Source organism: Acetivibrio mesophilus, from assembly GCF_004102745.1.
Taxonomy (GTDB): Bacteria; Bacillota; Clostridia; order Acetivibrionales; family Acetivibrionaceae; genus Hungateiclostridium; species Hungateiclostridium mesophilum.
The window spans coordinates 1-22,380 of sequence record NZ_RLII01000007.1; the positions used below are offsets into that span (position 1 = coordinate 1).

Sequence of the window (22,380 nt, forward strand, 5' to 3'; positions counted from 1 at the left end):
GCACTTCCAAAGGAACTTAAGGGTAGGCTTTTACTGTGTGCATAAGAGCAAGAATCATGATACTTACTTAAAGCCAAATATTGAATTTTCAAGGTGCATAGAGATTATTAATCTGCGAAGTTTAAGTAAATAACAATACTGAGTACATAAAAAAAGCGATACAAGACTTTGAAGACCAATTAGAAATGTGTACTTTTGACAAGCTTCCTATTGGATATGCTCGTTCTAATTATAATTTAGGACTTGCATATGGTAATCTTTCATATCATGAAAATGCAGAAGTAAATATTCTAAAGTCTATAGAGTTTTATAAAGGCTCATTAAAGGTGAGAAATGTTGAACAAACACCATTAGAATACGCTTATACCATACAATCTATCGGAGTTCAATATTGTAGATTATCCTTGACAAAAGATTATGAGGAAAACATTTTAAAATCTATTGATAGCTTCAAAGATGCTCTTAAAGTTTTTACCGTTAAAAAATATCCCTTGTACTATGCAAGTGCATATAGAGATTTAGGGTCAGCCTATTGTAGGTTCAGCGCAATTAAAAATAGAAAAGAAAATCTAACTGAAGCAATTAAATTATATGAAGAAGCATTAAGAGTTTTTACGCAGAATAATGAAATGTATGATGCCGCACTAACAGATCTCTATCTTGGAGATGCATTATATCTTTTGGCTTTGGTAACTGAGCCGGAAAAAAACTTATCAAAATCATATTCTGCTTACATAGAAGCTCAAAAGGTGCTTACTTCTGATGAAGTTCCCTCTTTGTATGCGGCAATACAAGAAGGCTTGGGAGAGATACATATACTTAAGGCTGAGCTTGGTAATACGGAAGAGAACTTATGTCAAGCAAATAATTTTGTCCAGGAGTCTATAAAGATATTTGAGCCTCAAAAGCAAACAGGAAAATATTATGAAGGAAATATTTATTATGCTTTGTCTGAAATAAAGGACAAGGAAATAAATTTAAATAAGGCAATAGAGCTTTATCGGGAACTTCTAGAAGTTTATACAATAGATGAACATGATTTGGATTATGCCCACACTCAGATTGCACTTGGAAATTCATACGCAGAGCTTTTGGAAGTCGGTAGAGAGGAATATTTTAATAAAGCTTTAGAGTGCTTTGAAGAAGCTTTGAAAATTATATCCGCTGATTGCAGTTTTTATGACTACGCAAAAATCCTTGTAGGGCAAGCAGAGACATATAGAAAAATGGCAGAGATAACAGCATCTAGGGAGTATTTTGAAAAAGCCATCGAAAAAAATATGGAGGCTTTAAAGATATGTACAGCGCAAGAATGCCCGCTAGAATATGCATCGATCCAAACTAGTCTGGGGGATACTTATAGGGGACTTGCGCGGTTAAAAGATAAGGAAGATAACATTAATAAGGCCGTTGCTGCCTATTCAAAAGTATTGGAAATACAAGAGATAGAAAAGTTCCACTTGCGTTACTCTGAAGTACAGTATAAGTTGGGGCTCTGTTATATTGAGTTGGCCGGATTGAAAGACTCGGAGCAAAATGCAAAGAAAGCACAAGAATGTTTTGATGAGGCCTTGAAGGTTTATACCGAGGAGGGGTATTCAACACTATATGAGCAGGCAGCTAAGGCTAAAGAACAAGTGTTGAGCAGCTTTCTAGATGTATAAAGCATAATAGCGTAGGACTTCAGGATATTTAATTGCCACTTTAACCGGGCTTATCAGCCTAGTCAAAGTGGCAATTATAATTGGAATATTATATATAAGTCTTGCTTTAGCCGGAATTAAGCCTTATTCTTATCATCAAATCGCGGTTTCAGCACGATGGTTGCAAGAGGAGGAATACGAAGGCTGATGGAATAGGGCTTATTGTGCATGCCTTCCTGCGTAGCCTTAATCTCATTAAAGTTTCCAACGTTGCTGCCGCCGTATTTTTCCCAGTCGCTATTGAAAATCTCATCGTAGGTAGTGTCAAAAGGTGCACCAATGCGGTAGTTTTCATGAGGCACAGGCGTGAAGTTGCACACAAATATGAGAGAATCATGCCAGTCCTTGCCCTTTCTCATAAAGGATATTACGCTGTGTTCCGTATCATTGCAGTCTATCCATTCAAAGCCTTCGTAATGGAAGTCAACCTCATACAGGGCTTTTTCGCTTTTATAAAGGTGGTTGAGGTCCCGTACATAGTCTTGCATTTTCTTATGCATATCATAATCCAGCAGGAACCAGTCAAGGCTTTGCTTATAATTCCATTCAATAAACTGCGCAAATTCTCCTCCCATGAAAAGAAGCTTCTTACCGGGATGTCCGTACAGGTAACCATAACTTGCTCTTAGTCCTGCAAATTTTTGCCAGTAATCTCCCGGCATTTTTTCTATCATGGAGCACTTACCGTGCACCACCTCGTCATGGGAAAGAACAAGTATAAAGTTTTCGGAGAAAGCATACATCATAGAAAAAGTTATAAGGTTCTGGTGGTACTTTCTATATACGGAGTCCATACTCATATAGCGCAAAAAGTCATTCATCCAGCCCATGTTCCATTTGTATGAAAATCCAAGACCACCTGTGTAGGGAGGTTTGGTTACAAGGGCCCAAGATGTAGATTCCTCAGCGGTCATCATAACTCCGGGGAAGTATTTGTATACTGTTGAATTCAACTGCTTCATAAATTCAATGGCATCAACGTTTTCCTTTCCGCCCCAGCGATTCGGTATCCATTCTCCATCCTTTTTGCCGTAATCCAGATAGAGCATGGATGCCACTGCATCAACCCTGAGTCCGTCAATATGGTATTTGTCAAACCAGAACAGGGCATTGGCAATCAGGAAGTTTTTTACTTCATTTCTTCCGTAGTTGAATATGTGGGTACCCCAATCGGGATGCTCACCCTGCTTTGAGTCGTAATGCTCATATAAAGCTGTGCCATCAAATCTTGCCAATCCGTGACCGTCTTTCGGGAAGTGGGCCGGCACCCAATCAACCAGGACTCCGATTCCGTTTTGGTGGCATTTGTCCACGAGATACATAAAGTCTTTTGGCTCTCCATACCTGCTGGTTACTGCATAATACCCTGTAATCTGATATCCCCATGATCCATCAAAGGGATGCTCGGAGATGGGCAAAAGTTCGATATGGGTATATCCCATATATTTTACATACTCCACCAGCATATCTGCCAGTTCCCTGTATGTATGAAAGCCGTTTTCATCGTTTGAAGCCCTTTTCCATGAACCAAGATGTACTTCATATATAGATATGGGCTTTTCAAAGGAGTTGCTGTTGTCCCTTTCATACATCCAGTCTGCGTCATTCCACTGATATCCATCAATATCATATACGATAGAAGCCGTATTTGGCCGAAGTTCCGAATAAAAAGCATAGGGGTCTGCCTTGACATACAGGTCATTATGAGGGGTCTTTATCTCATATTTATATACTTCACCACTACTAATACCCGGGATGAATAATTCCCACACTCCGGAATTTCCTCTTACTCTCATCTGATGCCGACGGCCATCCCACTGATTAAAATTGCCTACAACACTGACACGCTTTGCGCAGGGGGCCCAAACAGCAAAGAATGTGCCTTCTATGCCATCAATAGTCATTTTGTGAGCGCCCAGTTTTTCATAGATTTTATGGTTGTTGCCTTCATTAAACAAATGAAGGTCAAAGTCTGAAAGTACAGGCAAGAAGCTGTAGGGGTCATAAATGGTAAAGCTGTTGCCCGCGTAGTCGGAAACATTAAGGTTGTATTTGAAAAATTCGCCTCTGTCCTTTATTACAACCTCAAAAAATCCACTATCATCGACTTTCTCCATTTTATACGTATTTTTTCCGGAGACCTCGACTACAGTTATTTCTTTCGCATTTGGAAGGTATGCCCTTACGGCCATTGCATTTTCAGACTCTAGACTGTGCATGCCCAGCACGCTGAATGGATCAGGATGTTCCGCATTGATAACCTTGAAAACCTCATCAATATTTGCTGTTGTGTTCATCATTATCATACCTCTTCTTTTTGTATTTATTTTAGTATAAACATAATATTTTCTTATTAAACAAAATCGACAAATAGGAAACAAAACTTTATTTTGTTTTCAACAATACGGATGAAACATGAATAAATAACAGGACTGATGAAGCAAGTTTTTACGCCTTGGAAAAAAACGCAAATATTATGCTAATATAATATCATAACTAATTAAAATATTACAGTAATTTTTTACTTTAAATTATTTAAATTTATTATATGCAAAAACCATGTATGATAAACTAAAGATGAGAGATAAAGGAGAAAAAACATGAAGCTTATAAAAAACGGACTTGTATTGGATAGGGAAAAAGGTTTTGAGACACGGGATTTGCTGATTGACAGCGGGAAAATCATAAGGATTGGTAAGGAAATTGAGGTTTTGGAAAAGGACTGTGAGGTTTTAGATGCGGAAGGCTTTTATGTGGTGCCGGGATTCATTGATATACATATGCATGGAGCTGCTGGCATTGATATCATGAAGGCAGACCCGGATCAGCTAACTGAGCTGTCTTTATTCCTTGCGTCTAAGGGGGTTACATCATTTCTTGCTACGGTTATGACCGATTCCAGGGATAATATTGAATATGCCCTTGAGAATATCCGCATTAGTATGGAAAGAGGGCTGATGGGAGCAAAAATAGCCGGCATCAACATGGAAGGACCGTTTATAAATCCGAAATACAGGGGCGCTCATCCATTGGAGCATATTCTAAAGCCAGATGCAGGAATAATCAATGGGTTTATTAGAAAATCGGGAAATAACATAAGGCTTATGACGGTTGCGCCTGAATTGGATGGAATTGAGGAAATAATCCGGGAACTAGAAAAAGAAACTATAGTCTTTTGTGCAGGGCATTCCGGTATTGATTTTGACGGAGCAAAGGATGCCTTTAAAAACAGCTTTAGGCATGTTACCCACCTTTTTAACGCAATGACAGGGATTCATCATAGGGAACCGGGACTTGCAGGGGCTGCATTAGACAGCGATGGTGTAACGGTGGAAATAATTCCTGACCTAATACATGTGCATGGGGCGGTAATTCAAATGATTGTTAAATGCAAAACACCGGACAGGGTGGTCCTTATAACTGACTCTATTTCAGCGGCTGGGATGGGGGATGGAAAACTGCAGTTTGCAGGGGGATCAATTACAGTCAAGGACGGTGCGGCTGTTTTTGATAATGGAGTATTGGCCGGAAGTACCCTTACAATGATAGACGGTATCAGAAATATGGTCAAAGAATTGGGATTTCGCTTGGAGGATGCAATCAAAATGGCCTCTGAAAACCCCGCGAAGCGAATAAATGTTTTTGATAGGAAGGGGAGCCTCGCAGAAGGAAAAGATGCAGACATTGCAATATTAGACAAAAAATTGAATGTCTGCAGAACAATAATCGAAGGCGTAACGGTCTATCCTACATTTCCATACCGGCTGAGTAGGTAATAACTCGGTTTTTGCCTGCCTGCTTTGCTTTGTACAGGGCTATATCAGCTGTTTTTATCAGGTCGTTTTTGTTATCCGCATATGTGGGAAAAGTTGATACTCCAAAGCTGCAACTTATATTTGGCAATTGAACATTATTTATTTTAGGCATGGGCTCTGAAGCTATCGATTCCCTGATACGTTCAGCTATATCATAGGCGTTTTTTGTATCGGAGGACGGAAGTATTGCCATGAATTCCTCTCCTCCATAACGAGCAACAAGGTCGGTCTGTCTTAAACACCTTAAAATAACCTGTGAGAATACAACCAGCACGGCATCACCGGCAGTATGTCCATAGGTATCGTTTATTCGTTTGAAGTTGTCAATATCCATCATAATAACGCTTAATTTCTGATTTGAGAAACTGGTAATCTCAATCTGATTATCGAGATAGTATTCCAGGAACCTTCTGTTATAAAGCTTTGTAAGCTTGTCAGTGGAGGCATTCTTATTAAGCTGTCGTAAAACTCTCTTGCTGCTGATAACCGGCTTGGCAACTTCTATATAAGATTTAACTTTTGATATTAGCGGTTCTACAAAATAGTTTTTTGACTTTGAATAAAGCTGCAGAATTCCTAATGTAATATCTCCTTCGGTTATCGGCAGACAAATGTAGCTTCCCGATTTATGCTCCGGAAGCTGGCTGGCACATGGTATATCCGTAGCTATATTTTTTACCAGGCATTCCCGGCCATACTTCACTACAGGACAGTTCCTTGGCTCCATAGTGCAAAGGGGCAATCTTTCTTTTGTAAGCCTCTCCCAGACCACTTCATTTGCAGATACTTCCCTACGGTAGAATAGAGTTATATGATTGCTAATGCGCATTCTTTGTATAAAGTCGTACAAAGTTTGATATGCCTCAATTTCTGAGGCAGATCTGTGAATTATATCCGTGAAATCCTTAAAGTTCTTAAGCTCTTTTTCATTTGCGTGCTCCATGGAATAGTTCCTTATCAATATACTGGAGACTTGAAATATTATCACATACAAAACTCCGCTGTGTATTGAAGTAAACATAATTAAAGGAACTTTGCTCAAAGGGTTGTCAGCATAATTGGAGAACAACATATGAGTAGGCAAAGTTAAGCCTGCACCAGCAACTAGAGAAAGCAACAGTAAAGTAAAAAAACCAGGTTTCTTTTTATTTGAAGTTTTTTTTGACACGTTCATCTCACCCTTCCTAAAGGATGTATAACAATTCATATTGGTTCATAGGTTTCCAGGTTTCAAACAAGTCCAATCAATTTGGAGCCGTATTTATTGTGTTGGTGAAATGTCGAATAAAAACTGTTGATAAATCATAATTGCTGCAAACACCAGTTCGCAAAAAAGCAGTACGATACCTCGCTTCCTCACTCAATTAATAATTTTATACTTGCATATAATAATATAATACCATATAACTAGTGTTTTGGGAACAGTTTTTACACATTCAGTTTCTGCCTCACATCATTATTTTTGAAAATAAATAATATGTAAAAGCAAAAAATACTCTCGAAATCTATTGAATGTGGCAACTATTAATAAAATAATTATACATAAAATAATTAAGCAAAAAGATAAATTTTTATCGAGAGATTGTTTCAATTATAATAAATCTTTTGTTATAAGTAAATGAGATTTTAATAATTTAACAATAATTTAATAAAAAGTTTAACAATAATTTAATAAAAATAGTTGTACATATTAAAAAAATGTGATAAAATTAACGTCTGTAAAATCCTTGCTCTGTTCTCGTGAAACAGGGCCGTTTAGTCCGGGAGGAGGTGAAGTCGAATGACAAATAAATACGAAACTATCTTTATTATTAGTCCTGAATTTAGTGAAGAAGACACAAAATCCTTAATTGAAAAAATTAAAGGCACCATTGAATCTTCAGCTCAATTGGAGAATATAGATGAATGGGGCAAGAGGAAGCTTGCTTATCCTATTAATGACTTTAATGAGGGCTATTATGTTTTGGCAAACTTTACTGCTGAATCAAGTTTTCCCCGTGAGCTCGAAAGAATTTACAAAATAACCGATGGCATCATCAAAGATATTATTATTAAAAAGGATAATTAAGGTGAAATTATGAATAAGGTTATTTTAATGGGAAGACTTACAAAGGACCCTGAGCTAAGATACACAAATGTCAACAATACCGCGGTAGCAAGCTTTACAATAGCTGTAGACCGGCGTTTTGCCCGACAGGGAGAGGAAAAACAGGCAGATTTTTTCCCCGTTGTAGCGTGGGATAAAAGTGCAGAGTTTTGCTCGAAGTATTTTACAAAAGGTCTCAAAGTAGTAGTCATTGGAAGACTGCAGACTCGTACGTGGGATGACAACGAAGGAAAGAAACATTACGTAACCGAGGTGGTTGCGGAAGAGTTGCATTTTGCCGAGAGTAAAAAGAGTCAAGGAATGGGAGATATAAGACCTGCAGCAGAAACTTCACAGCCGGCGGATGGATTTTATCCGGTGGATGATGATGATGAACTTCCATTCTAGGATGGCGTAGGAAACTACAAAATATTAATAAATTATTAGATTGAGAAAGGAGGCGTTACTGAGTTATGGCAGCTCCTAAGAAGGACAAGAATAACAAAGATTTTGACAGAGCCGATGCTAAAGGCCCTATGAAAATAAGAAGAACAAAAAAGAAGATCTGTGCTTTTTGTGTTGATAAAGTAACTGACATAGATTATAAGGATATAGCAAAGTTAAAGAAGTACATTTCCGAAAGAGGTAAAATATTACCAAGAAGAATATCCGGAAACTGTGCAAAACATCAACGCGAGATGACAATTGCCGTTAAGAGAGCAAGGCATATTGCATTGCTACCTTATACATCAGACTGATATAACAAAGAGATAAAAGCAGCCTGCATATGTTTGCGGGCTGTTTTTTAGCATCTTTCATCTCACTCCTTTTTTAGAGCAAGGGATGCGTTTAATTCTCCTCCAAGCAGTATTATTATGCTTATCCAGTACAGCCAGACAAGAAGTGCTATTATCCCGCCGATACTGCCATACATTTTTGAAAAGTCAGCGAAGTTATTTATATATAGTGAAAATAGTGAGGATACCAATATCCAGCTTGTGGCGGCGAATATAGAGCCTGGTAAAACCTCCCTTAGAGAAAGCCGTCGATTGGGTGTCAGCATATAAAGAAGGGTAAACACGGTAAGCATTAGAATTATAGGTATAAGAAATCTAGTGATCGTAAAAGCCACTCTAAAGAGGCTCGAGAATCCAAAATAATAAAATAGTTTTCTCTCTGCAGTTTCTCCAAATAACATAAGTGCCAATGAAAATATAATAGTAAAGGCAAGAATAATTATTGCAATTAGGGATACTATTCTTACCTTCCAGAAGGGACGGGATTCTTTCTGGTCATAGGCCTTGTTTAGTCCTCTTATAACAGCTTTCATACCATTGGAAGAGGCCCATAATGCAGCTATCATACCAAAGGACAAAAAAGTCTCCCTAGGTGAAGCCGTTACATCATTCACAACATCAAGTATCGTATTAAAAGCAAGAGGAGGCAGAATCTGAGAAAAAGTATTCATTGCTTTTTCCCCGGTTATAGGTGTATAGCTTAAAAGTGTAATTAAAAAAATTAAAAAAGGGAAAAGTGCGAGAATAAAATAATAAGTCAACTGTGCTGCCAGTGCAGGTACATCATCATCCTTTGACCTTATGTATATATCTTTGGCGGTTTTATATAATTTAAAATTTGCTTTAATAACCACAGAATTCATCCCCTTTAATTTAAAGTTATTAGTGGAGTAATAGGGTAAACTACAGACACTAGAACAGGAAGCCCATAGCTTATAGTATATTACCAGAGTATAACAAAAATGTACATAAGGATAAAAATACTATTAATACATATTGGAAATAACGTCTTTGTCTGATAAAATAGAAATTAGACGATGAACTTTCCTAACTATGAAGAGGGGTGAAACTATTTTGAGAGTCAGAAAAGCGATTATACCAGCAGCAGGTTTGGGTACCAGATTTTTACCTGCTACAAAGGCTCAGCCTAAAGAGATGCTTCCTATTGTTGACAAGCCAACAATTCAATATATTGTTGAAGAAGCTATAATGTCAGGTATCGAAGATATTATAATTATTTCGGGAAGAAGCAAAAGAGCAATTGAGGACCACTTTGACAAGTCATATGAGCTGGAGCAGGAGCTTGAAAAGAAGGGCGACCAGGATCTACTTAAGTTGGTTCAGGATATATCAAACTTGGCAAACATCCATTATATTCGTCAAAAAGAAGCTAAAGGCTTGGGGCATGCCATATATTGCGCAAAGTCCTTTATAGGCGACGAGCCTTTTGCAGTATTACTAGGTGATGACATTGTGGATTCAGAGGTGCCGTGCATCAAACAATTGATGGATGTTTATGACGAGTACAAGACGACGGTATTGGGAGTACAACAGGTTGCGGAGGACCAAGTATCAAAGTATGGTATAGTAGGCGGAAAGGTTGTGGATAACAGGGTATATAAAGTAAAGGATCTTGTGGAGAAGCCCGACAAATCCGCAGCACCGTCCAATATAGCCATCTTGGGCAGATATATTATTACTCCTCAGATTTTTGAGCATCTTGAAAATGCCAAGCCCGGCAAGGGAGGAGAAATTCAGCTTACAGATGCATTAAGAGACCTTATGAGACAGGAAGCAATGTATGCTTATGATTTTGTTGGAAAGCGTTACGATGTGGGAAACAAACTCGGATTTTTACAGGCAACAGTGGAGTTTGCTTTGGATAGGGATGATCTTAAAGAAGAGTTTGGAGCATATTTAAAGGATATAATAAGCGGACTGTAGAATTAAGATTTTTGCATTAGAATCAAGACGAAGTAATATCGAATACCGAATATGTGAAATATAGTGCCAATAAATACTATTGCCGATTTAATTGGGGTTTGTAGACCGTAAATTAAATCGGCAATAATTTATTTAGCCTCTTGTAGTCGAAGGAAAGGGGCAAAAGCTAGTTATTTAAGTGGTGATTTGTATTGGTAGCTAACTTCTTTTCCGTTTACTGTTACCTCGATGTATTTCACATTCTCAGCATTATCAGGGGTGAGCCCGCTAATATTTAGTCCGGTAGTACCAAAATATTTAATTCCATTGTCGGAATAACATGTTTCGTAGCTTTCATTATAGAAGACCCAAATATTCTTTCCGGTTTTTTCTTTGTGTTCCACCAGGATATCCTTGAACAATTTGGCTTCTAGAGAGTCACTGAAGGTATCGGGAGAGTTCTTCATAAATATGAAGATATTATCTCCGGTATGGGAATTAAGCTTATCAAGGAACCACTGCCATTGACCGGCAGAGCTTGTTCTTATGCTTTTTTCCGTAGTGTTCAGCACAATCAGTCGATTACTGGCAACATCTATATGGGTATTGGTCTTTATATCTGCAATGTTTTGGATGCTTTTTGTGTAATTATCAGCCTTAACCTTATCATAGAATCTTGTGTTTAAAAGCTTTTGCAGCATATTTTCGGGATTGCTTTTTCCGGAAAATACAGAGATTTTGATCGAATCATTATTTAAAGCAACCTCTCTGTTGTCTTTGTCGGAAAGAACAACATCCTCTGGAATAGTGTCATCCTTAATTTCAGGGAATGTTGCCTTGGTCAGGCTGAGTTCATCGATGTAAATAGAACCTGAGCTGGGCACTGGGTTAACCTGTACAACATACACCTTTGTTAATTTGGACGGGGACTTAATGCCTTGCAGTGAAGCAAATACCCGTTTCCATCCGGTCCAGCTCATATCCCTGGTAAAATCAATAAGATGCTTTTGACCGCTGGCATCAACTACTTCTGCCCTAAGCCAGTTGGGGCTTTCGGAGGGATTATTGACCAACATACTGATTTCGGTAGCGTTGATGTCGAGGTTAATTCCCCCGTTGGAAAATACCAAGTATGCTGCCCTGGTTCCCTCGAGATATGAAAAGTCATAACTGAGTTTTCCGGAGTAGTTGCCGGATTTTTTTTCTTCTGCAGAAATCTCATACGAACCCGGCAAATCCGCAGGCACAGTCTGGAATGAGCCGTTTTGCACCTCGAAGTTATCTAGAGGGTGCACAGATTCCGACGCAACAGATATAGCGCAGTAGGCACGGGCATCGCCTAAAGAGACTTCTATATATCCCGTACCGGATTTGAGAGCAGTAACTGTATTTTTCTCAATGCTCACTATGTCACTGCTAACTGTCCACTTAATGTCAGCAGGGTTTATATATGAAGAGTAGCCGTTATTGTCAACTCCCTTGACGGTAAGAGAATGAGAATTTCCCTTCACAAGGTAGAGCTTTTTATCACTTAAAATAAGTTTGTTTGGCGCTTCCAGAGCCCTTATGGTTGTGCTGGCCTTTATACCGTTTACCGATGCTGTTATTGTACCTACACCGGTGGATTCGGGACGGAAGGCATTTCCTTCAAAGCTTCCTTTAATGCCGGAGACACTCCACTGGATACTGCTCTGATCAACTGATATAGGATTGAAATATTTATCATAGCCCTTAACGGATAATTGAATTGAGGTATTTACAAATACATTGGGCACAGATTCGATTATCATACCTTCAAGGGATGAGGGAGGAGCAACGGAAAATACGCCTATAGCAGTGGAAATACTTCTTAACGCCCCATCGGACGGAGTATTTACAACCTTAAGGTTGTTGGTTGCAGGAATTCTTGAAACCATTGAGGTCGAACCGCCGCCATCAAGGTTTATGGCGTTATAAGCTCCTAGACTCAGCATTAAATTTGCCAGCTCCCGCTGGGTCATACCCTTGCTTGCTGCCTGACGGCCATCGACGGTTACAAGCAGCAGTTCCTTGCCGGACTTTGAGCTTCCGGCAGCAGTACGGGGATGAACTCCGGATATCTCGTAGGAGAATTTTTCGGGTATTTGTCCGTCTTTGACAAGAATGGCACTGCCTGTTACAGCCATTTCGATATTTTCCCAATCCAGAACTGTAGAAAATGAGAGTTCCACAGGATCTCCTTCCTTAAAGTGCTCGAGAAGATATTGGGCGTTTGCACCTCTAGATATAATTACATAACCATTCTGAGGAATTTCAATTGCAGGGAGATTCTGACGGATTTCCACGACAGCATCATCAACAACCACTACCTCCACTAAGTCAGGATAATCCTGGGATACACCAAGAGAATATTTCTCCCATGCACTGCTCCATATGGTTATATCGTTATATTGAAAGGAGCTGGGCTTATTGTACTGGGTGACTTTGGCGGTGCTTCCATCTGGAGCATATATATTTATATCTGTCTTCCAGAAATCATAATACACATTGTTTTCTTTATCGATAGCCAAAGTCGCCATGGAATCGCTGTACCTATTATATTCGGAATCCACAGACAGAAATTCTCCCGACTGTATTACAGGTCCATCGGGATAACCCTTCCCCGATTCTCCTTTTAGCCAGTTGAAAAAGCCGGCATTTATAGCCGCTACGGCACCGGAAGACTGGGCTAAATTCTTTACATTGGTAAGGTTTTTTACAGATTCCGAGTTGATTAGAGTGTCTACCTTGACATTCGGATTATCAAGGTTAACCCTTAATACGTTGATCTTTTGCCATCCATCATCGGTAAACCTTGTGATGGTCTCTAAGGTCACGCCGGATGTAACAGTCTCCTTTGTTTTTGACTCATAAATAGTAGCGGCATTAGCATTGGCAAAAGAAAGCGCAAAAATAAGAGACAAAATCGCAATAATAGATATACTTTTTCTTATGTACTTCATAGTGTTTCCTCCTATTATAGTTTTTAGTTATGTGTAAAGTTTTACCAATTATCTATTCCCGAACGCTTGATAGCTCCAAAAATATTGCTTTTTATTTCCCGGTTATCCTTTTTCAAATCCCATAAAAGATCCTTTATATACTGCCTTTTGGTATAGCCGTTGGCAGGGCAGGGGTTATGTACCGTTGTTATATTATTCCCCTTAATAAACTCTTTTACAAGCTTCTCCTCAGTATATATCAGTGGCCTTATAAGGTAGAGGCCTTTCCTGTCAAGGTAAGTTACCGGTGAAAAGGTATGAATTCTGCCTTCGTAAAAGGTGCTGAGGAGAAAAGTCTCAATGACATCATCCATGTGATGAGCAAGGGCAACTTTGTTGCAGCCAAGTCTTTTGGCAGTATTATGCAAAGCACCTCGTCTGAGATTGGCGCAAAGAGAGCAAGGATTTTTCTCTTGACGTTCTTCGAATACAATTTTGCCTATAAGCGTTTCTTCAATGGTATAATTCACATCAATTTTTTTACACAGTTCCTTAACGGGCGAAAGGTCAAACTCCCCAATTCCCATTGTAAGGGTCACAGCTTCAAGCTCGAACTTTACCGGTAAGAAATTTTTAATCTGCCTCAGGGCAACAAGAAGTGCAAGACTGTCTTTCCCACCGGACACTCCCACTGCGATTCTATCACCCTCCTGAATCATATCGTAGTCCTGTATGGCCCGTCGTATCTGACCTAGTAACCTTTTTATAGTGAACACCTCGTTTCTGCTTCAGAAGTCTAGTTTACATAAACAAATATAATTCCTCAGGTTAATTATAAGTCATGTGATTACTGGTATCAAGTTAACATTGTGTTACAAATACTGGGGTAAGGGGTTTGTGTATAGGTGTGCGAAAAAACTCAATTTTGAAAGTAAAACAAAGAAATATAGTAATAATTTGCGAAAATCGGGCGAAAGGGAGATTGAATTAGTGAGGTCTATGTAGTAGAATAATTTTTGCCGTTAAAAAATATCGGGGTGTAGCGCAGTTGGTAGCGCACGTGGTTTGGGACCATGGGGCCGGGGGTTCAAGTCCTCTCACCCCGACCAAAAAATTAGCGGAAAGAGCTGTACAGAGTTAAGAACTGTATAGCTCTTTTGTTTTTGCACTTTTCTTATCCACGTATCTATTTTGTTCTGTCGGTGAATTTGTGTCAGCTCTCTTTGTAACAACTTATGTAAATTATGAATAGTATATTTGTGATTGGCATAATGTTGATTTGCTTTGAGGGAGGAATAACGCATGCTGTCAAAGCCAGAGTACGCCAGACTTTCTTTAGAAGCACATTTGTTTTTTGCACGAATTATGAAGGAACACTCCTTTTTTATTGAAACTGCACTAACTGCAAAGTATAAGAACAATAAGGAGAAAGCCAGATTTTTTATGCTTAAATTTGACAGACTGTTGGCTGAGGCTCTTGCGGTATCTGCAGGAGCAATAGGACCCGATGCCGGGGCAGCGGATGAAATCGTAACACCCCACACACTTAATGCGGAGCTTTCAAGCAGTTTTTTTACCGGTATACCTGTAAACACTGAAATTACGCAAAGGGAAATTGCATTCACCCGTAATATTAAAATGACTTTCTTGCCGAAGATTGAAGAAAAGGTTTATGTAATAAATCAAAATGCAATAATACTTACAGCCGCACTTGTAAACTATAAGAAAAAGCTTCTTATAGATGTTCTGGCCTCTAGAGTTTATCTTTCGATGTATCCATCCCTCTTGATTCATATGATAGAAGAAGCAAAGCAGTATATAGGGATTTTGCAGATGCTTCAAAAATATGAGAATCCGAATGAATACTGTGGTATATTGGAACAGGAAAGATTCTGGAATGATATAATGTACGAGCATATGGAATATGTCAGGGGAAGTCTTGACCCTATAGGATGTGAAATGCTAGAAACTTGTGACACTCTGGCAAGGGAGTTTCGGATAAATGCTCAAAGAGCAAAAAGTGATGAGGCGCAAGAGATATTCGAAGATGAATTTGCCAAAAGAAGTCTCGATTTGCTGAGGGAAACAAAGGATTTTATGGGGAAATGGACCGAAGAACTGCTAAAGTCTAAAATACAGGCCTTGGTATTGCCCATTGTTGCAGACCATACTTTCAGAGAGGCGAATCATTACTATAGATTGTTAAGAGCGTTTGAAAAAATGAAATAATTACCTTATAAATTTTATTGACTTTTTATATTAGTGTGGTATAATATTTTTTGCACGAAAGATAAACTATATGGGCGCTTAGCTCAGCTGGGAGAGCATCTGCCTTACAAGCAGGGGGTCATAGGTTCGAGCCCTATAGTGCCCACCATATTCTATAATAAAAACATCACAGTCTTATATTATTTGAAGATGAAGACTCTGTAATCTATTGTGGATTGTAGGGTTTTTTATTTTTACTTTTTTCACCGTAAAAAAAAAGAACAAAACAGCAAAAATGTCATGTATAAATAATTTTCAAGTTATTATAAAATATTAGTATAAAAGTATACGGAAATCTTATCCAGATGTACTAAGATTAAGGTTTAGATGTTTTTGTATATTTATAGGAGGAATAAGAACTAAACTATTCAAAAAGTTCTTTATTTAAAGATAAATCAACTAATTAAGATTTCTTCATCAAAACGACTCGTTTTTGCTAGAGTTTTTTGATGAAATGATGGAGCATTTCTACCTAGTAGTTCATTTTGTATACCTATTGCTATTCCTCTTCTTAATATGAATTTATAAAATACATTTTTTATACATTAAGTTTAATATAGTTTTGTAAAATAGCGACATATTTTTTTACTATGCGTAATTACAAAATTTATTTTAAATAATATTTATTGGGAGGGTATTTTATGCTAAAGAGAGTTTCAGCAAAAATGTCGTTCTTGTTGGTGTGGGCAATGCTCATGAGCATGCTTGTTGTAACATCAACATCTGTTTCTGTTGAGGCAGCTCCAAGTTTTGAGCTGGTTGGATTTGCAACATTAAACGGTGGTACTACAGGTGGCACGGGAGGTAAGGAAGTAACTGCTACGAGTGTGTCACAGGTTAATGAACTTTTAAGCGCAAGGAAAAAGAGTAAGGATACATCACCGCTCATAATCAAGTTTGACAGAAAATTAACCGGGTCCGAAGTTATTGCCTGTAAAGAAGTTAGCAACATCACATTCCTTGGTGTTGGCGGCAAAGGCGAATTAGAGGGTGCGGGAATCAACGTAGTTAAATCAAAAAATATCATTATTCAGAATATGAAAATTCACCATACCAGAGCGCCTATGGATGCTATCGGTATTGAAAACTCGCAGAATGTTTGGGTTGACCATTGTGAGTTGTACAACATGATTGGCGATTGTAACGGTGACGGAGTAGTTACTCCGAATGATGGAGATACTGCAGGTGGAGATGTTGACTGGTATGACGGACTTTTGGATGTTAAAAAGTCCAGTGAATATATAACGGTATCATGGACATATTTCCATGACTCTTATAAAACAAGCCTTGTTGGCTCGTCTGACAGCGATGACTATGATAGAAAGATCACTTTCCATCATAATATTTATTCAAACCTTAAATCCCGTACGCCAAGTTATAGAGGCGGTACAGGACATATGTTCAACAACTACTACGTAAATGTTTCCGGCAGCGGTATAAACTCAAGGGTAGGCGCAAAATTAAGAATTGAAGGAAACGTATTTGAAAACGTAGGATGTGGAGCAGTAGATAGCAAAACAGGATTTGCAGAAGGACCGATTGGAGCATATTATAGCAGCAATGTTGGATACTGGGATGTAAAAGATAATATATTTGTTGATTGTGTGGGAAATCAGCCTACTACTTCAACATGCAGCTTTAATCCGCCGTATAATTATTCCCATGTATTGCAGCCTGCCAGCCAGGTTAAAGAAACAGTATTGAAGTATGCCGGTGTTCAAGGTAGTACCATTCCAACGCCATCAACACAACCAACAACGCAACCAACAGCTACACCGACGCCGAAGCCAACGGCAACGACACCTCAAACCACTCAACAGCCGGGTGTGGTATATGGTGATTTAAATGGAGATGGAAATATAAATTCAACTGACGCTACTTTAATGAAAAGACACCTTCTTAAAATTGTTGAGCTTACAGGAGACCGACTTAAAGCTGCAGACTTGAATCTTGACGGTAAAGTAAATTCAACCGATAGTACTATACTACATAGATTTATATTGAAAATGATCGACAAACTGCCAGTGGGAGGACAGACACCGACGGCAACACCAACACCATCTAGCCCCCAGCCAAGCTCAACGCCAATCAACCCTGTAGGTATAGTACACGAGGCAGAAGCTGACAGCAACAACTTAAAAAGTGCAAAAGTGCAATCCAATTATGTTGTATTCGATCAAACAAAAGATGCGTATATCGAAATGAAAAAAGTTGGTTCTCCTGCAAGCGGTGAAGTAACAATTAATTTTGTATATTCAAACGGTTCAGGAAAAAGCCTGCCGATGGAAATCAAAGTAAATGGGGATACCATTGAAAGCAATAAAGAATTTCCAAGCACAGGTTCATGGAATACATGGGATACTCTAAGCTTGAATGCAAAAATGAACAGCGGTTCGGATAATGTTATTAGAATCAAAACACGTTCAAGTGATGGTGGTCCGCAAATTGATAAAGTAATTGTTATAGGGGGAGGTTCCGTATACACACCGGCGCCATCGCAGACACCTGTACCGACGCAGAAGCCTACACAGACACCAACACCAACACAGTCAAGCACACCTATAGAGGGGGATATTATCCTTTCGCCTAACGGGTCAATGACTTTGCCGGAAGCTATTGATTCGATTCAGCCAGGGAAGACAATTTACTTAAAAGCCGGAACATACAAATTTTCAAAAACCATAGTTATCAAAGAAGGAAATGATGGTTTGTCGGGGGCTATGAAGACATTAGCTGCCTATGGAGATGGAGAGGTAGTTATTGATTTTTCAGCAATGGCCGAAAACTCAGCCAACAGGGGTATTGTACTTGATGCTAAATACTGGCATGTTAAAGGGATAACTATAAAAGGGGCAGGAGACAATGGAATGCTGCTTTCAGGACACTACAATATTATTGAAAAATGTAAATTTACTGAGAACCATGACTCCGGACTCCAACTGTCAAGGTATAACACTTCCTATAGTACAAAGGACAAATGGCCTAGCAATAATCTTGTATTAGACTGCGTTTCAACCATGAACATGGATTCCGGCCGTGAGGATGCTGATGGTTTTGCGGCAAAACTTACCTGTGGAGAAGGCAATGTATTTAGAAATTGTAAAGCTCTTTACAACTGTGATGATGGCTGGGATTTGTATACTAAAAAAGAAACAGGAGCTATAGGAGTTGTAACTTTGGAAAACTGTGAGGCTATAGGAAATGGCTATGATTTGAATGGAAAAGATACAGGTGGGGACGGTAACGGATACAAACTTGGAGATGACACTGCCTCAGTTCCTCATGTACTTAAAAATTGCGTAGCTAATAACAATAAAAAGCATGGATACACCGGAAACGGCAACCCGGGGAAGATTGTTTTGGAAAACTGCACTGGCTCCGGTAATGGAGAAAAACTGTTTGATAGACTTACCAATGCAATATTTAAATAAGATATTTGTAGTTTGATATTAAAAGAGGTGCCTTAAATGAAGAGGCACCTCTTTTTGCGAAAAAACAGCAAAGTATGATATATATTGCTAATATTTTTTGCAAAAAAGGGGTTGACATTAACTTGGGGGTCATGTTATTATATTTAAGCAGTTGAGAGAATTATCTGCCTATGGTAATTACATGCTGGTGTAGCTCAGCAGGTAGAGCAGCTGACTTGTAATCAGCAGGTCGGGGGTTCGATTCCGTCCACCAGCTCCAAAGACCCTTACAGTTATAAGAACTGTGAGGGTTTTTAATTTGCCTCTTGGAATGAAATGAAAGAGGCCAAAGTGAAGGAACTCGATGTCCCGAGCTTTTATTTTATATGAAACGAAAGAGGCAAAAGCAATACAGCTTGATGCCTCCAGAGGGTATATGGCTGATATTTAATAGCATTGCCAAGGTACTACTTTAGGAGGATTGGGTGATTTACATTCTGACCGGGTAGAACCTTTATATAATGCGACTCATATTTCAGCTTATCCCCAAGTTGCGCACATATGACGTAGAAGCCTGGAGGTAATTCATCGAAAACGTAGTTTCCATTGGAATCAGAATTTGTTCTGCATACTGGAGAGCCGCATTCACGCCCAAAATACAGAAATATAATGGCATTCCTTGCTATTTCATTATTCTTTTTCAGACAAGCAGTACCGGCGATTTTTCCTGATGTACAGCTGTTGTCAGAGTTGACATGAACATGAACATTCTGAGTATTCAACTGAACAGGATTAACATCCACCTTTTGTTCCTGATCAAGATCCTGGGAATTGTACTGAATGCTATCTTTCTCCAGAGCTTTCACGAATCTTGCTGCGCTCTTCTCTATGTTTTCCTTTTCTGTGAGTAATTTATCCTTAATCTCCATATTGACACCTCCGTCAACTTAAGAAATGGTATTTTACGGCCAATTACGAAATTATGTAAAGTGGGGAATTACCCCACCTAAATAATTGCTTAATTAAATCTTTTCTATTTTTTCCGGTGTTAATCTTTGTTTTTTGCCTCAGCTTCGTTTTCAGCCTCGTTTTCAGCTTCTTGACCCTGAGACTGAGTTTGGGTTAAAACGTTATAGTTGATCTGTTTGTTGACTTGTTTGTGGAATTCTCTTTCGCTTAATTCGATATCCTGTTCCGCTTCCAGTTCGGCTTTAAGTTCAGCTTTAAGCTGGTTCTTTAATTCGTTGTAATTGATATCGAGCATAACAAAAAACCCCCTTAATATTTTATGAATTGATTTTGGTTTACAATATATAATATGTTATGTTGGGTAAAAGGTGATGGTTTACAATAAAAAGTTAGAGGGGGATTTGACAGGAACTAAAAATAATTTAAATTACTCTGAAATAATATTGGAGCGTCTTTTGGAAAGCTGCAATATCAATACAAAGGATAGTGCGGCAAACACTATGCTTGATAAGAACAGAAAATATTGGTTGGACAAAAGATGTCCTTCAGGGATATTAATCGGTACTTTGTTTATGAGAGTACTTAGGCTGTTAAAAGATATGTGAATCAATATTGGCGCCCATATTGACCTTGTCTTTTCAGTCACAATGCCAAGGACAATTCCCAATAAAGCAGCGTATAACCCTTGGATAAGATTCAAATGATAAATTCCGAAGATCAAAGCCTGAAGGGTAATTGCCGGGTAGATGGGTAGGGCTTTCTTCAATTCATTAAGAACAAGGCCTCGGAAGATAATTTCTTCAATTATTGGAGCCATGACACCTACAGTTATAAAAACAATAATAGAATTTCCATCCATTACCCTTTCCATTATTTGCTCGTACTCTTTTGATATATTCTCCAGGGGGGCTATACTCTCAAGATAAACGAGGGCATAGGATATAAATACGTTTAGAGATGCTCCCAGTATCAAACTAAGCCCCAAGTTCGAAATCCCGGTTTTCCTAAACCTCAATACTTCGAAAACATTTTGCTTTCGAATTTTTGGAATAATAAAGTATATAGGAAGTGTCAGCAATATTGATATAAGTACTGCGGTTGTGGTATTCACAAGTATGATGTCATATGTAGCATGCCAATCTAGCGACTGGCCGGTAATTACCAAGTAGGCTATGATTGCAATGGAATAGACGCCGGTAACGGCGATTTGTGCTGCAAAGTATATGGATAGGTACAGTATTATGAAAGCCAAAGGCTTTAATAAGGCTTTTAAATATTTTAATAAGACAGAAGGTAAAGAGTTCATTATACACATCCTTTGCTGTTAATTGATTTTTATTATTATTATAGTAAAAAGTACATAATTATTCTATATATTTTGTAATATTCAAAATCAATATAAAGTATTTATTGCAAAATATATAGATGATTTTCGGGAAATTAGAGTATTGATGTTTAATTGCGCAGTAATATGGTTATTATTTCATATATTTGTTAATTTGGCTGCTTGTTGCTACTGAAAAAATAGGACTGGGGGGATCGTAAAAAGAAAGCAGGAAAAAGAGGATTTTCTTTGTCCTCAACGAATTATATAATATAGAGGTGGGTAAAATGATAATTGATACCAGTACAACCATTGCGTATAAGTGTTCATCCTGTGGAGCATTTCAATTTACTAATGTATCACTTTTTGAAATGTCAAATAAAAAAGAGAGTTGCTTTACTTGCCGATGCAATGGCTCATCACTGGTTATAGCCAAAGAGGGCCCAACGGACTACAGGATTGTGATACCATGTATAGGTTGCGGAACCGATCATATTTACCTTTTTAGCAGGAGGGAGCTTATGGCCTGCGAAATGAGTGTATTAAATTGTCCTAAAACAGGTATGCAGCAGTGTTTCATAGGCAGTGACGAGGACGTGAGGAAGCAAATAGACAGCCTTGAAAAGGAATTTGACGAATTGATTAATATGCTGGGCTACGATAATTATTTTGTAAACACCCAGGTTATGTTTGACTCACTGAATATTATTCATGATATCGCTGAAAAAGGAAATTTATTTTGCGAATGTGGCAATAATGATATTGAATTATTATTACTTTCTGATAAAATTTATTTAAGGTGCAAAAAGTGTCCTGCCAATAAAATAATTTATGCTTCATCAAACGAACACCTTAAGAATAATTTGCAGACAAAGCAGATTCTTCTTTTGGACGAGGGACAGCCTTTAGATATCAAGGCTATGGAACCACTTATGAAAAAGAGAGATGGAAAGTAATTAAAAAATTCTTGTAATTATTGAGTTGATTTAGGGTGGACAGTTAGATAGAAATGGTTTATCATGTTTTTAATAAGATGATTTTGGGGAATTGTCATAGTAAGAAGTATAAGATTTATTATTGTAATCACATCTATTTTGCATAATTTCAGGTTGCTTTTTACAAACA

Annotated in this window: 17 protein-coding genes and 3 tRNA genes; 12 read left to right on the forward strand and 8 right to left on the reverse strand. The window is 38.3% G+C overall.

Going from position 1 to position 22,380, the window contains the following annotated elements; all coding sequences use genetic code 11:
* The first annotated feature begins 185 nt into the window (after positions 1–185).
* Positions 186–1,664: a tetratricopeptide repeat protein gene (locus tag EFD62_RS07520; protein WP_128705927.1), complete on the forward strand. Its 1,479-nt coding sequence runs from the start codon at positions 186–188 to the stop codon at positions 1,662–1,664.
* Positions 1,665–1,780: 116 nt separating this feature from the next.
* On the opposite strand, the gene glgB is transcribed toward EFD62_RS07520, so the two are convergent.
* Positions 1,781–4,000: a 1,4-alpha-glucan branching protein GlgB gene (glgB, locus tag EFD62_RS07525; protein ID WP_128705956.1), complete on the reverse strand. Its 2,220-nt coding sequence runs from the start codon at positions 3,998–4,000 to the stop codon at positions 1,781–1,783.
* Positions 4,001–4,303: 303 nt separating this feature from the next.
* Between glgB and nagA the strand changes: the two genes are divergently transcribed.
* Positions 4,304–5,479, forward strand: a complete 1,176-nt coding sequence (gene nagA, locus EFD62_RS07530) for an N-acetylglucosamine-6-phosphate deacetylase (RefSeq protein WP_069195276.1) — start codon at positions 4,304–4,306, stop codon at positions 5,477–5,479.
* Here nagA and EFD62_RS07535 read toward each other — a convergent pair.
* Positions 5,451–6,692 (reverse strand): sensor domain-containing diguanylate cyclase, encoded by a 1,242-nt coding sequence (locus EFD62_RS07535; RefSeq protein ID WP_407921087.1) that lies wholly within the window; start codon positions 6,690–6,692, stop codon positions 5,451–5,453. The genes nagA and EFD62_RS07535 overlap by 29 nt on opposite strands.
* A 606-nt stretch (positions 6,693–7,298) precedes the next feature.
* Between EFD62_RS07535 and rpsF the strand changes: the two genes are divergently transcribed.
* The 3 genes from rpsF (at position 7,299) to rpsR (ending at position 8,362) form a co-directional block, all read left to right on the forward strand.
* Positions 7,299–7,586: a 30S ribosomal protein S6 gene (rpsF, locus tag EFD62_RS07540; RefSeq protein WP_069195275.1), complete on the forward strand. Its 288-nt coding sequence runs from the start codon at positions 7,299–7,301 to the stop codon at positions 7,584–7,586.
* Between the two features lie 9 nt (positions 7,587–7,595).
* A complete protein-coding gene (locus tag EFD62_RS07545; RefSeq protein ID WP_128705928.1) occupies positions 7,596–8,012 on the forward strand; it encodes a single-stranded DNA-binding protein in 417 nt (138 codons plus the stop codon).
* A gap of 65 nt (positions 8,013–8,077) precedes the next feature.
* A complete protein-coding gene (rpsR, locus tag EFD62_RS07550; RefSeq protein ID WP_069195273.1) occupies positions 8,078–8,362 on the forward strand; it encodes a 30S ribosomal protein S18 in 285 nt (94 codons plus the stop codon).
* A gap of 62 nt (positions 8,363–8,424) precedes the next feature.
* On the opposite strand, the gene EFD62_RS07555 is transcribed toward rpsR, so the two are convergent.
* On the reverse strand, positions 8,425–9,255 hold the full coding sequence (locus EFD62_RS07555) for a YihY/virulence factor BrkB family protein (protein ID WP_069195272.1): 831 nt from the start codon (positions 9,253–9,255) through the stop codon (positions 8,425–8,427).
* Between the two features lie 220 nt (positions 9,256–9,475).
* On the opposite strand from EFD62_RS07555, the gene galU reads away from it, so the two are divergent.
* The gene (galU, locus tag EFD62_RS07560) at positions 9,476–10,345 is read left to right on the forward strand and encodes a UTP--glucose-1-phosphate uridylyltransferase GalU (protein WP_069195271.1); all 870 of its coding nucleotides are present in this window, start codon (positions 9,476–9,478) and stop codon (positions 10,343–10,345) included.
* A 170-nt stretch (positions 10,346–10,515) separates the two neighbouring features.
* On the opposite strand, the gene EFD62_RS07565 is transcribed toward galU, so the two are convergent.
* Both EFD62_RS07565 and EFD62_RS07570 read right to left on the reverse strand, forming a co-directional pair.
* Entirely contained in the window at positions 10,516–13,305 is a 2,790-nt protein-coding gene (locus EFD62_RS07565; protein WP_128705929.1) for a phosphodiester glycosidase family protein, read from the reverse strand.
* Between the two features lie 41 nt (positions 13,306–13,346).
* Complete coding sequence (locus tag EFD62_RS07570; protein WP_083225202.1) at positions 13,347–14,003, reverse strand: tRNA 2-thiocytidine biosynthesis TtcA family protein; 657 nt, start codon at positions 14,001–14,003, stop codon at positions 13,347–13,349.
* Between the two features lie 314 nt (positions 14,004–14,317).
* Here EFD62_RS07570 and EFD62_RS07575 point away from each other — a divergent pair.
* The 5 genes from EFD62_RS07575 (at position 14,318) to EFD62_RS07595 (ending at position 19,242) form a co-directional block, all read left to right on the forward strand.
* A tRNA-Pro gene (locus EFD62_RS07575) sits at positions 14,318–14,393 on the forward strand.
* A 193-nt stretch (positions 14,394–14,586) separates the two neighbouring features.
* Entirely contained in the window at positions 14,587–15,513 is a 927-nt protein-coding gene (locus EFD62_RS07580) for a DUF2935 domain-containing protein (protein WP_069195268.1), read from the forward strand.
* Positions 15,514–15,585: 72 nt separating this feature from the next.
* Positions 15,586–15,661: transfer RNA gene (locus EFD62_RS07585), tRNA-Val, on the forward strand.
* 532 nt (positions 15,662–16,193) lie between these two features.
* Complete coding sequence (locus EFD62_RS07590; protein ID WP_069195267.1) at positions 16,194–18,983, forward strand: pectate lyase family protein; 2,790 nt, start codon at positions 16,194–16,196, stop codon at positions 18,981–18,983.
* 183 nt (positions 18,984–19,166) lie between these two features.
* Positions 19,167–19,242: transfer RNA gene (locus EFD62_RS07595), tRNA-Thr, on the forward strand.
* A 187-nt stretch (positions 19,243–19,429) separates the two neighbouring features.
* Here the strand turns inward: EFD62_RS07595 and EFD62_RS07600 are convergent.
* The 3 genes from EFD62_RS07600 to EFD62_RS07610 all read right to left on the reverse strand — a co-directional run bounded on the left by EFD62_RS07600 (position 19,430) and on the right by EFD62_RS07610 (position 21,237).
* Positions 19,430–19,891, reverse strand: a complete 462-nt coding sequence (locus EFD62_RS07600) for a carboxypeptidase-like regulatory domain-containing protein (protein ID WP_128705930.1) — start codon at positions 19,889–19,891, stop codon at positions 19,430–19,432.
* A gap of 119 nt (positions 19,892–20,010) precedes the next feature.
* Positions 20,011–20,226 (reverse strand): hypothetical protein, encoded by a 216-nt coding sequence (locus EFD62_RS07605; protein WP_069195265.1) that lies wholly within the window; start codon positions 20,224–20,226, stop codon positions 20,011–20,013.
* Between the two features lie 132 nt (positions 20,227–20,358).
* Entirely contained in the window at positions 20,359–21,237 is an 879-nt protein-coding gene (locus tag EFD62_RS07610) for a CPBP family intramembrane glutamic endopeptidase (protein WP_069195264.1), read from the reverse strand.
* Positions 21,238–21,542: 305 nt separating this feature from the next.
* On the opposite strand from EFD62_RS07610, the gene EFD62_RS07615 reads away from it, so the two are divergent.
* Entirely contained in the window at positions 21,543–22,211 is a 669-nt protein-coding gene (locus tag EFD62_RS07615) for a hypothetical protein (RefSeq protein WP_069195263.1), read from the forward strand.
* Positions 22,212–22,380 lie beyond the last annotated feature (169 nt).

Excerpts from the sequence above, each read along its gene's own strand:
- EFD62_RS07610 (WP_069195264.1), bottom strand. The coding sequence starts at position 21,237 with ATGAACTCTTTACCTTCTGTCTTATTAAAATATTTAAAAGCCTTATTA.
- EFD62_RS07520 (WP_128705927.1), top strand. The coding sequence starts at position 186 with ATGTGTACTTTTGACAAGCTTCCTATTGGATATGCTCGTTCTAATTAT.
- rpsR (WP_069195273.1), top strand. The coding sequence starts at position 8,078 with ATGGCAGCTCCTAAGAAGGACAAGAATAACAAAGATTTTGACAGAGCC.
- EFD62_RS07565 (WP_128705929.1), bottom strand. The coding sequence starts at position 13,305 with ATGAAGTACATAAGAAAAAGTATATCTATTATTGCGATTTTGTCTCTT.
- EFD62_RS07570 (WP_083225202.1), bottom strand. The coding sequence starts at position 14,003 with ATGATTCAGGAGGGTGATAGAATCGCAGTGGGAGTGTCCGGTGGGAAA.
- rpsF (WP_069195275.1), top strand. The coding sequence starts at position 7,299 with ATGACAAATAAATACGAAACTATCTTTATTATTAGTCCTGAATTTAGT.
- EFD62_RS07605 (WP_069195265.1), bottom strand. The coding sequence starts at position 20,226 with ATGCTCGATATCAATTACAACGAATTAAAGAACCAGCTTAAAGCTGAA.
- glgB (WP_128705956.1), bottom strand. The coding sequence starts at position 4,000 with ATGAACACAACAGCAAATATTGATGAGGTTTTCAAGGTTATCAATGCG.
- EFD62_RS07580 (WP_069195268.1), top strand. The coding sequence starts at position 14,587 with ATGCTGTCAAAGCCAGAGTACGCCAGACTTTCTTTAGAAGCACATTTG.
- EFD62_RS07615 (WP_069195263.1), top strand. The coding sequence starts at position 21,543 with ATGATAATTGATACCAGTACAACCATTGCGTATAAGTGTTCATCCTGT.
- EFD62_RS07535 (WP_407921087.1), bottom strand. The coding sequence starts at position 6,692 with ATGAACGTGTCAAAAAAAACTTCAAATAAAAAGAAACCTGGTTTTTTT.
- nagA (WP_069195276.1), top strand. The coding sequence starts at position 4,304 with ATGAAGCTTATAAAAAACGGACTTGTATTGGATAGGGAAAAAGGTTTT.
- EFD62_RS07590 (WP_069195267.1), top strand. The coding sequence starts at position 16,194 with ATGCTAAAGAGAGTTTCAGCAAAAATGTCGTTCTTGTTGGTGTGGGCA.
- EFD62_RS07545 (WP_128705928.1), top strand. The coding sequence starts at position 7,596 with ATGAATAAGGTTATTTTAATGGGAAGACTTACAAAGGACCCTGAGCTA.
- EFD62_RS07600 (WP_128705930.1), bottom strand. The coding sequence starts at position 19,891 with ATGGAGATTAAGGATAAATTACTCACAGAAAAGGAAAACATAGAGAAG.